This window comes from Pedomonas sp., from assembly GCF_036515995.1.
Classification (GTDB): domain Bacteria; phylum Pseudomonadota; class Alphaproteobacteria; order Sphingomonadales; family Sphingomonadaceae; genus Pedomonas.
The window spans coordinates 19214-28863 of record NZ_DATBUP010000223.1 but is presented as its reverse complement, the minus strand read 5'-3'; the positions used below and the strand labels follow the sequence as shown (position 1 = coordinate 28863).

Below are 9650 nucleotides of genomic sequence, written 5' to 3'. Positions count from 1 at the left end.
ATGGGCCCCGTGCCTTCGCCCGCCTCAAGCCCTGCGCCTTCGGTCCTGCCTTCTCCGGTGCCCTGATAGGGGGCGGAGCCGAGGTGGGTCACGTCGCGGCTTTCGGCGCGGCGGTTCTGGGTGAGGTTGGGGTCCGCGCCGAGGCCGCGATTGGCCTCCTGTCCCGGCTCCAGCCGGTCGGCGTTGCGGCTCGTCTCCACGTTGCGGCTCTTGTCGCCGGTGTCGCTGGCCCCTCCGGCCTCAAGCGCGCCGGGGTGGCCTTCGCCCTGCTGGAGGTTTGTGTTGGAATAGGGCTGGCCGGGCGTCTCGGGAAGCGCGGTGGAGGCTTCCTCGCGCGGCTCCGGGTTGAACCACTTGGCCTCGGATTTGTCCGCCTCGGCCTTGTTGCGGAAGTCGGCCTTGCGCGCCTGCTTCTGGCCCTTGCTCTCGGCTGGTTCGTTTCCGGTGGTGTTGACGGGCGGCTGGCCGCTGCTGCTCCAGTCTTTGGGCGTGTTCGCCATGGTCTTCCTCCGCTTGCCTGAACTCACGCAAACCTGCGCTTCCTCCTTGGGGAACGGGCGCGGGAGGGGCCTGTTCCGCCCGGGAGGATGAGCGGAAGATCAGGGCAAGATCAGCGACGGAGGGAGGCCGTTTAGTTCTTTATTGGTCGCACTTTCTTAACCGCAGGGCATGCGCCCTGCTCGAAAGCTGCTCACTCCAGATAGAAGTCGATGGTCGTGACCACGCGCACCTTCTGGTAGGGGCTGCTGTTCTCGTGCATGTTCTCGCCGTCGCGCGGCAGGATCGAGAAATAGCCCTGGCTCGCCTGCTTGATGCCGCCGACGCTGCTGTCGCTGTCCTTGGCGAACTGCTCGGCTCCGGCGCGGGCGTCCTTCGTGGCGGCGGCGATCATGTCCGGCTTGATGCTGTTCAGCTTGGTGAAGCTGTACACCACCGGCATGCCGTTGCCCTCCAGCACCACGCCCCGGCGCACCAGCTCGCTCATGGCGGCGTGGGCCTTCTGGGCCGCTTCCACCTTCTGGGTGCGCAGCTGCATGGTCTGGCGGATGTTGATGTTGGTGCGCCGGTCCGGGGCCACGTGCGGGCTGTTGTCGATATACTGGTTCACCGAGACGCCGGTCGTCGTCATCTCGTCGTCCGCGAAGCCATAGCCCTTCAGGAAGGCGCGAATGGTCTCCGCGTCCCGGTCGATCTTGCCCTGCACGGTCTCCAGCTGGTGGCCGACCGAGGTGTACGCGATGTTCCAGGTGGCGATGTCCGCCACCACGTCCCGCTCGGCAAGGCCGCGCACGGTCACGGACCTGTCCGCCCGCCGCGCGTTCTTGAAACCATCGCCAATGAAATAGCCGCCTGCGGTAAAGCCGACGGCCACAAGGGCGGCCGCGCCCAGAAGGATCGCACTGCGGTTGGTCATATCAACAGCCATGGGCCTCGCACCAGTTGCTTTGTCTTGGTAATGCAGAGCTTATGTCATTAATACCGGACAGCAAATCCTGTCCGGCGAAATGGTCCGGCCATCGGACCGGACGCGAAATCATTCCGGCGGCGCACCCCGGCGCTGCCCTCAAATCCCGGCGCAGTTCCAGCGCGTAACCTACTGGAGGCACGAACATGGGTATGAAATATCTGCACACGATGGTCCGCGTGTCTGACGTGGATGAATCGCTCCGCTTCTATTGTGATCTGCTGGGCCTCAAGGAAATCCGCCGTTACGAGAACGAGGCGGGCCGCTTCACGCTCATCTACCTTGCCGCCCCCGGCGATGAGGACGCGCAGGTGGAGCTCACCTGGAACTGGGACGAGAAGGGCTACACCGGCGGGCGCAACTTCGGCCACATCGCCTACGAGGTGGACGACATCTACGCCGCCTGCCAGCGGCTGATGGACGGCGGCGTCACCATCGCCCGCCCGCCGCGGGACGGCCACATGGCCTTCATCCGCTCGCCGGACGGCATCTCCATCGAGCTGCTCCAGAAGGGCGAGCGTCTCGCTCCCGCCGAGCCGTGGGCGTCCATGCCCAACACGGGCAGCTGGTAAGCGAAAAGACGGCGCGTGGCGGCCCGAATACGGGCTGCCGCGTTCTTTACAGGCAGTTTGGTTGGGGGAGGTGCGCCATGCTTGATGTTGTTCAGATTCCCGTTCTCAACGACAACTACGTCTACCTGCTCGGTCACGAGGGCACGAAAACCTGCGCCGTCGTTGATCCCGCCGTTGCCGAGCCCGTGCTGGCGGCAGCAAAGGAGCGCGGCTGGCGCATCACCCACATTCTCAACACCCACTGGCATGGCGACCACACCGGCGGGAACGAGGCGATCAAGCAGGCCACCGGCTGCACCATCATCGGCCCAAGGGCTGAGCAGGCCAAGATCCCCGCCATCGACACCGCCGTGGGAGAGGGGGACGTCGTCACCCTGCCGGGCGGAGACTTCGCCCATGTGCTGGACGTGCCCGGCCACACCGCCGGCCACATCGCCTACCATTTCGAAACCCAAGGCCTGCTCTTCTGCGGCGACACCCTGTTCGCCATGGGCTGCGGCCGGCTCTTCGAGGGCACAGCCGAGCAGATGTGGGTGAGCCTCCACAAGCTCGCCCATCTGCCGGACAACACCGAAGTCTACTGCGCCCACGAATACACCGAAGCCAACGGCCGCTTCGCCCTCACCGTCGATCCGGGCAACGACATGCTCGTCGACCGCATGGACGAAGTGCACCGCAACCGCGCGCAAGGCTTCCCCACCGTGCCCTTCCTCCTCGGCGTGGACAAGGCCACCAACCCGTTCCTCACCGCAGGCACGGTCGAGGAATTCGCCCGCCGCCGCGCCGCCAAGGACGTGTTCAAGGGTTAGGGTTTTTACGCAGGGGGACCTGTCCCCCTGCACCCCCAATTCGTTTTTCGGGCCGCGCACGGGGAAGCCGCCGCGCACGTTTGCGCACAGCACGGAAGCGCCCAGCGTCAGCAGAATCAGAAAACAGAACAGCCCCAGCATACTCGCCCCCTCCCTTTGCTTGCATTTGGCCCCAACCACATCACGCAAACCGGAACACGAGTACGCGCCTCGGGCAAAATTCCCCAAGGCTCACCCCTTCTCGCACAGGGCGTTTCCCATGTCAATAGGTTTTTAACAACTATCAGGCGCGGCCCGCTAAAACGAATGGGAGCGCGAGGGGCGAGCCCCTCGCAAAATCCTATTCCTGAGCGGCGTCCCCACCCTGTCCCAGATTGGCGCGGGCGGTTTCGGCTGCGGGAGACGTGGGGGCGAGTTCCACGATCCTGCGCCAGTCGGCTTCGGCGGCGGTGATGTCGCCTTCGCGGGCGAGGAGGGTGGCGCGTTCCAGCAGCACGTCGGGCTCGCTGGGGGCGAGCTGCACGGCTTTTTCCACATCCGCCTTGGCGGCGGCGGTCTGGCCGAGCTGGCGGTGGGCGGCGGCGCGCAGCAGCCATGCGTCGATGGAGTTCGGCAGGTCGGCAATCGCCTTGTCGAGGTCGGCCTTGGCCAGCTTGAAGTCCTTCATCCCGGCAAGGGCGCGGGCGCGGTCGATCAGCAGGTTGCCGCGCTGCGGGCCGGCGTCGCGCTCCAGCAGCTTGAGCGCGCGGCTGAAGTGCTGGTAGGCGCTGGCGGGATCGTCGGCCACCAAGCTGGCGTTGCCCGCCTGTCCGTAGAGCGCGGCCACGGTTGAAGCGCTGTAGCGGATCGGCCCGCCCAGCAGCTGGCTCTTGCCGCTTTCAAGGTCGGCGGCGGCCTGAGAGAAGGCGACGGCCGCGTTCTTGGCCTTGCCGGTTTCGAACAGTGCAAGGCCTAGGCAGTGCTTGGCGGGAATGCCGCCGCCCACGTCCCGCCAGCGGGAGGCGAGGTCCACCGCCTTTGCCGGGTCGGTCTCCACCGCCGTCACGCATTCGCGGTAGCGCAGGGCCGCCGCCTCCTGCGCGGGGTCGGCGGGGGTATCCGCAACGGCAGCGCCGGCGGCAAGAAGGGCGGGGGCCATGATGGCGGCGAGGATCAGTCTGGTGCGCAACATGGCCCGAACCCTAGCAGTTTATCGGCTGGCTGTAGTCAGCGTCGCCGTCAGTTCGCCGACAACGGCGCACAGCAGGTCCAAGTCTTCCGGGCGGGAGAGGCGGTGGTCGCCATCCTTCACCAGATGCAGCCGCACGTTGGGCGTCGTCAGCTTCTCGGATATTTTCAGCGCGATCTCCCAGGGCACGTCCGGGTCCTGCTGGCCCTGCAGCAGCCGCACCGGGCCGTCGAAGCGGATTGGCCCGGTCAGCAGGCGGTTGTTCGCCCCGTCATCGATCAGCGCCTTGGTGTAGATGTAGGGGTCCGGCCCGTATTCGGACGGAATGGCCACCTGACCATCCCGCTCCAGCGCCGCCTTCTGCTCGGGGCTGAAGTCGGCGTACATGCCCCAGTCGGTAAAGTCGGGCGCGGCGGCCAGCAGCACCAGGCCCTTCACCCGCTCGGGGCGCGCCTGCGCCGCCAGCAGCGCCAGCCAGCCGCCCATGCTGGAGCCCACCAGCACCAGCGGGCCGTCCGTCACGGCGTCCAGCAGCGCCAGCACGTCATCGCGCCAGCGGCTGATGGTGCCGTCGGTGAACTTGCCTTCGGACTTGCCGTGGCCGGAGCAGTCCAGCCGCAGGAACGCCTGACCGCGCGCCTGGCAGGAGGCCTCCAGCGCCAGCGCCTTGCCACCTTCCATGTCAGACATGAAGCCGTGAATGAAGACGACCGTCGGCCCCGTGCCGGAGAGGGAGGCGTAGGCGAGGCGGATGCCGTCACCGCGATCGAGAAACTCATGCTGGCTGGTCATGCGGGCCCTTCCATCAGAATCGTCCGTCAGAATGCGTGGCCCGTCTCATATCAGGAATTGCCGGGCAGGCCACCGCCCCGCTTGCTCCCGCATCGCCCCGGCGGATCGTCCGCAGCCCACGGGTCGGCGTATTGAGAATGTAACGACGTTGCCCGAGGGTTGCCTTCCTGACTAGGGTGGCCCCAAAAGGCAGGATCGTCCGGCCGGGGGTGCACGGCCGCGGTGTGTATTGAATGAAAAAGGGTTGGGTAATGCTTTCAACTGGGGTTCGGCTTCCGGTCGTGGCTTTGGGCTTGTTCCTTGCCGGTCAGACATCCGCCGTGCTGGCGCAGGATATCGGGGCGCCGGATGCTGCCGCCACCGCGGCCGGCACCATACCCCCGGGCGTCGAGGCGATGATCCGCAAGGCCGCCGAATCGGATGACTACGCCAAGATCGACAGCGTGGCGGACGTGGCGAAGGCCACCTACCCCGAATACGAGTCGCAGATTTCAGAGCTGGCTTCCTCGCTCAAGGCCGAGATCGAGCACGAGCGCGTGGTGGAGCTGAAGAACCGGGAATTCTTCGAGGGCTGGAAGGGCTCCATCGAGGCGGGCTTCAACAAGACCACCGGCAACACCGATGAAACCGGCACCCTGTTTCAGGTGGACACCACCCGCGAGGGGCTGACCACCCGCCAGCGCATCAACGCCCTGCATGACCGCCAGAAGACCGACGGCGACCTGACCCGCTCGCGCTCGCTGGCCAACTACCAGCTCAACCGCAAGCTGGGCGAGCGCATCTCGGTGTACGGCCTGCTCGGGTGGGAAAAGGACCGCTTCGCCGGTTACACCCGCCGTTTCACCGAATCCTTCGGTGTGGGCTACCAGCTGCTGCAGACGGATACCATGAGCCTGTCGGTGGATGCGGGTCCGGCGTTCCGGCAAATCCGCTACCTTGAGGGCGATGCGAAGAACGAGGTCGCGGCGCGTGGCTCCTTCGCCTACCGCTGGGACATCCTGCCGACCCTGACCTTCAGCCAGGACGCGGCGGCGATCCTTGACGGCACCAAGACCTTCACCTCAACAACCGCCTTCACCACCAAGCTGCTGGGCGCGCTGTCGGGCCGCCTGTCCTACTACGTGATCCACGAAGGCGATCCGGTCGATGACCGGAAGAAGACCGATACCACCATGCGCCTGTCGCTGGTGTATAGCTACTGACCCAATGTCGGGCGGGGCCCGCCCTCCATCCGGGTGGCCCCGCTGCGGTTGAATAGCTGGTTTGCGCACCGCATCGCTTGACTTGGCCGCATGGGTGAATAGGGTCTGCCCGCCTTCCAGACCTCGTGAAAACTGAGAAACCAATGACCGACGCATCCCTTCGCATCACCCTTCCCGACGGCTCCGTTCGTGAGATGGCGCAGGGGACTACCCCGGGCGATGTGGCCGCGTCCATTGGCGCCGGTCTGGCCAAGGCGGCGCTGGCCGCCCGCGTGAACGGCGACCTGTGGGACCTGAACCGCCCGCTCGAGGGCGACACCCAGCTGGCGCTCATCACCTCGAAGGACGCCGAGGAAGCGCTCGACATCGTGCGCCATGACTTCGCCCACGTGCTGGCGGAAGCCGTGCAGGAGCTATTCCCCGGCACCCAGGTGACCATCGGCCCGTCGATCGAAGACGGCTTCTATTACGACTTCGCGCCCAAGGATCGCGGCCCGTTCACCGAGGACGACCTGCCGGTGATCGAGGCGAAGATGCGCGAGATCATCGCCCGTAACCAGCCCATCACCCGCGAGGTGTGGAACCGGGAAGAGGCGATCGCGCACTTCAATTCCATCGGCGAGACCTACAAGGCGCAGATCATCGATGACATCATCGCGCCGGGCGAGCCGATCACCGTGTACCGTCAGGGTGAGTGGATGGACCTCTGCCGTGGTCCGCACCTGCCCTCCACCGGCAAGCTGAACCCGGAAGCCTTCAAGCTCACCAAGGTGGCGGGCGCCTACTGGCGCGGCGACCACCGCAACGCCATGCTGAGCCGCATCTACGGCACCGCGTGGCTGAGCAAGAAGGATCTGGAAGCCTACCTGCACCGCATCGAGGAAGCCGAGAAGCGGGACCACCGCAAGCTGGGCCGCGAGATGGACCTGTTCCACCTGCAGGAAGAGGCCCACGGCTCGGTGTTCTGGCACCCGAACGGCTGGGTGCTGTGGCAGGCGCTCGAGCAGTACATGCGCCGCCGCCTGACCAGGGCCGACTACGTGGAGGTGCGCACCCCGCAGCTCTACCACAACAAGTTCTGGAAGACCTCGGGCCACTGGGACAAGTTCCGCGCGGGCATGTTCCTCGTGCCGGACGAGATCCCCAACATCGACACCGAGGAGCCGACGCTGGGCGAACACCCGGACTTCCTCGCCATCAAGCCGATGAACTGCCCCGGCCACATCCAGATCTTCGATCAGGGCATCAAGTCGTACCGTGATCTGCCGATCCGCATGACCGAGTTCGGCTGCTGCCACCGCAACGAGCCGCACGGTGCGCTGCACGGCCTGATGCGCGTGCGCCAGTTCACGCAGGACGATGCTCACATCTTCTGCCGCGATGACCAGTTCATCGACGAGACCATCGCCTTCTGCCAGCTGCTCCAGACGGTCTATACCGACCTCGGCTTCACCGAGTTCAAGGTGCACCTCGCCACCCGCCCCGAGCTGCGCGCCGGTTCGGACGAGGTGTGGGACCGCGCCGAGAAGGGTCTGGAAGAAGCGGTGAAGGCCGCCGGCTACGAGTTCAAGGTGTTCCCGGGCGAGGGCGCGTTCTACGGCCCGAAGCTGGAATTCCACCTGCGCGACGCCATCGGCCGGACCTGGCAGTGCGGCACCATCCAGCTGGACTTCGTGCTGCCGGAGCGGTTCGACATCTCCTACGTGTCGGAAGACGGCTCGCGCCAGCGCCCGGTCATGCTCCACCGCGCGATCCTCGGCTCGCTGGAGCGCTTCATCGCCATCCTGATCGAGAACTACGCGGGCAAGTTCCCGCTGTGGCTCGCCCCGCGTCAGGTGGTGGTCGCCACCATCGTGTCTGACGCCAACGACTATGCCGTTGAAGTCACCAATGCGCTGAAGGCCGCCGGCATCCGTGCCGAGGCGGACATCCGCAACGAGAAGATCAACTACAAGGTGCGCGAGCACTCGCTGGGCAAGGTTCCCTACCTGCTCGTCGTCGGCAAGCGCGAGGCGGAGGAGCGCACCGTCGCCGTCCGCCGTCTCGGCTCGGACGAAAAGCAGCAGGTGGCCTCGCTGGACGAGATCATCGAGCGCCTTCGGGAAGAGGGCACCCCGCCGGATCTGCGCGGCTAAGCGCCTCTTCTCGACAAGAACAGGAAAGAACAGGAAGGCGGCCTCCGGGCCGCCTTTTCCTTTTGAAAGCCCGCTTTCCGGAACCCCAAGTGAGGCGCGCCCGTTCGCTCTTGAGGGGGCGCAGGGGACAGGATGGGGAGAGCGTGATGGCCGAAGACAAGAAAATCCATGAGCAGCCCGTACCGACCGTCGCCAAGCCGGATACGGACGCCAAGCTGCAAGGCGCGCCGGTTGAGCCGGAAGCCGAGATCGAGCAGCCCGATGAAGACGGGGACCACAGCGCGGGCGGCCTGATCCGTCAGGCCTGGTCGCTGCGCGAGGCCACCGGCATGCACGAGGTCGACACCCGGGGCCGGGATGCGCCCGATCCAAAACATTCGCTGGGCGCGTCCGTCGCGCGGGGCGATGTCGCGCCGATGCGCCCGGTCGGCGCCAGCACCGGCGAGCGGATGAGCAAGCGGCGTGCCCGGCGCGCCGAGGCAAGCCGCGAGGCAACGCCCCGGCCGGAAGGCGAGGCTGCCGGACCCGAGGACGAAACCCGCAAGCCGCGCTGACGGCAGAGCTTAACGGCCAATGAGAGAAAGCCCCTGCGCCAGCGCGTCGAACACCGCGCGGCAGCGGGGGCTCGTTTTCAGGTCTTCATGCATCACGACCCAGAGGCCCAGGTCGAGCGAGAACACATCCGGCAGAACCCGCACCAGTGACGGCTCCCGCGCGGCCAGCGGCACCTGACACATGCCGATGCCGAAACCTGCGCGAATGAAGGCGAGCTGGGCAAGGTCGCTGTCCGCCCGCAGGGCAAAGTCTGGGCGGGCAGGCACGGGCAGCCGGCTGAGGTAGGCGCGGATGGCGGGCGTTTCCCGATCGAAGCCGATCAGGTCATGTCTCGCCAGATCCTCAGGGCTGCCGGGCGTGCCGCGCTTTTCCAGATAATCCGCCCGGGCATGGAAGCCGAGGGTGATGGTGCCGCAGCGCTTTGCCACCAGCGCCTGTTGCTCGGGCTCCACCATGCGCACCGCAATATCCGCTTCCCGCCGCAGCAGATCATCCACCCTGTTGGAGAGCACCAGCTCCACCGTCAGGCCCGGGTGCTGCCGACGCAGGCCGGTGAGGATCGGCGGCAGATGCTCCACACCCACCACCTCGCTCGCACTCACCCGCACGGTGCCGGTAATGGCGTCGCCCGCAGTGCCGGAGGCTGCCCGCAGCAGAGCAGCGGAGGTCAGCGCCAGCGCCTCGGCATAGGGTTGCAGCTCCAGCGCCGCGTCCGTCGGCGCAAGGCCGCGCTGGGTGCGCAGGAACAGGCGCTTGCCCAGCGCCTCCTCCAGCGTGTCGATATGCCGGGAAACGCTGGGCTGGGTCAGCCCCAGCATGCGCGCCGCGCCCGACAGCGAGCCCTCCCGCAGCACGGCAAGGAAGGTGCGATAGAGGTCCCAGTTCGGCTCATGGTTCATATATTTTTTATATCTGAACCAGAACTTTATACAATTTTATCTGATCCGCATCC

10 protein-coding genes are annotated in these 9650 nt (G+C 66.3%); 5 read left to right on the top strand and 5 right to left on the bottom strand.

The genetic code is table 11. From position 1 onward, the window contains the following. On the bottom strand, positions 1-500 hold a 500-nt coding region (locus VIG90_RS16410; protein WP_331594598.1), incomplete at its 3' end, for a hypothetical protein. Between the two features lie 191 nt (positions 501-691). Then, positions 692-1426 (bottom strand): SIMPL domain-containing protein, encoded by a 735-nt coding sequence (locus tag VIG90_RS16405; RefSeq protein WP_331594596.1) that lies wholly within the window; start codon positions 1424-1426, stop codon positions 692-694. Positions 1427-1617: 191 nt separating this feature from the next. Here VIG90_RS16405 and VIG90_RS16400 point away from each other — a divergent pair, with 191 nt between their 5' ends. Further along, a complete protein-coding gene (locus VIG90_RS16400) occupies positions 1618-2037 on the top strand; it encodes a VOC family protein (protein ID WP_331594600.1) in 420 nt (139 codons plus the stop codon). Between the two features lie 77 nt (positions 2038-2114). Beyond that, positions 2115-2846 (top strand): hydroxyacylglutathione hydrolase, encoded by a 732-nt coding sequence (gloB, locus tag VIG90_RS16395; protein ID WP_331594595.1) that lies wholly within the window; start codon positions 2115-2117, stop codon positions 2844-2846. A 340-nt stretch (positions 2847-3186) separates the two neighbouring features. Here gloB and VIG90_RS16390 read toward each other — a convergent pair whose 3' ends face one another. Next, a complete protein-coding gene (locus VIG90_RS16390) occupies positions 3187-4017 on the bottom strand; it encodes a tetratricopeptide repeat protein (protein ID WP_331594594.1) in 831 nt (276 codons plus the stop codon). 18 nt (positions 4018-4035) lie between these two features. Next, positions 4036-4806 carry an alpha/beta hydrolase gene (locus VIG90_RS16385; protein WP_331594593.1) on the bottom strand — a complete coding sequence of 257 codons (771 nt, stop codon included), beginning with the start codon at positions 4804-4806 and terminating at the stop codon, positions 4036-4038. Between the two features lie 281 nt (positions 4807-5087). Here VIG90_RS16385 and VIG90_RS16380 point away from each other — a divergent pair, with 281 nt between their 5' ends. The 3 genes from VIG90_RS16380 to VIG90_RS16370 all read left to right on the top strand — a co-directional run bounded on the left by VIG90_RS16380 (position 5088) and on the right by VIG90_RS16370 (position 8697). After that, positions 5088-6008: a DUF481 domain-containing protein gene (locus VIG90_RS16380; protein ID WP_331594592.1), complete on the top strand. Its 921-nt coding sequence runs from the start codon at positions 5088-5090 to the stop codon at positions 6006-6008. Positions 6009-6151: 143 nt separating this feature from the next. Then, positions 6152-8143, top strand: a complete 1992-nt coding sequence (thrS, locus tag VIG90_RS16375; RefSeq protein ID WP_331594591.1) for a threonine--tRNA ligase — start codon at positions 6152-6154, stop codon at positions 8141-8143. A gap of 146 nt (positions 8144-8289) precedes the next feature. After that, a complete protein-coding gene (locus VIG90_RS16370) occupies positions 8290-8697 on the top strand; it encodes a hypothetical protein (RefSeq protein ID WP_331594590.1) in 408 nt (135 codons plus the stop codon). 9 nt (positions 8698-8706) lie between these two features. On the opposite strand, the gene VIG90_RS16365 is transcribed toward VIG90_RS16370, so the two are convergent. Further along, entirely contained in the window at positions 8707-9597 is an 891-nt protein-coding gene (locus VIG90_RS16365; RefSeq protein WP_331594589.1) for a LysR family transcriptional regulator, read from the bottom strand. Between the last annotated feature and the right edge of the window lie 53 nt (positions 9598-9650).

Excerpts from the sequence above, each read along its gene's own strand:
- thrS (WP_331594591.1), top strand. The coding sequence starts at position 6,152 with ATGACCGACGCATCCCTTCGCATCACCCTTCCCGACGGCTCCGTTCGT.
- VIG90_RS16385 (WP_331594593.1), bottom strand. The coding sequence starts at position 4,806 with ATGACCAGCCAGCATGAGTTTCTCGATCGCGGTGACGGCATCCGCCTC.
- VIG90_RS16405 (WP_331594596.1), bottom strand. The coding sequence starts at position 1,426 with ATGGCTGTTGATATGACCAACCGCAGTGCGATCCTTCTGGGCGCGGCC.
- VIG90_RS16370 (WP_331594590.1), top strand. The coding sequence starts at position 8,290 with ATGGCCGAAGACAAGAAAATCCATGAGCAGCCCGTACCGACCGTCGCC.
- VIG90_RS16365 (WP_331594589.1), bottom strand. The coding sequence starts at position 9,597 with ATGAACCATGAGCCGAACTGGGACCTCTATCGCACCTTCCTTGCCGTG.
- VIG90_RS16390 (WP_331594594.1), bottom strand. The coding sequence starts at position 4,017 with ATGTTGCGCACCAGACTGATCCTCGCCGCCATCATGGCCCCCGCCCTT.
- VIG90_RS16400 (WP_331594600.1), top strand. The coding sequence starts at position 1,618 with ATGAAATATCTGCACACGATGGTCCGCGTGTCTGACGTGGATGAATCG.
- gloB (WP_331594595.1), top strand. The coding sequence starts at position 2,115 with ATGCTTGATGTTGTTCAGATTCCCGTTCTCAACGACAACTACGTCTAC.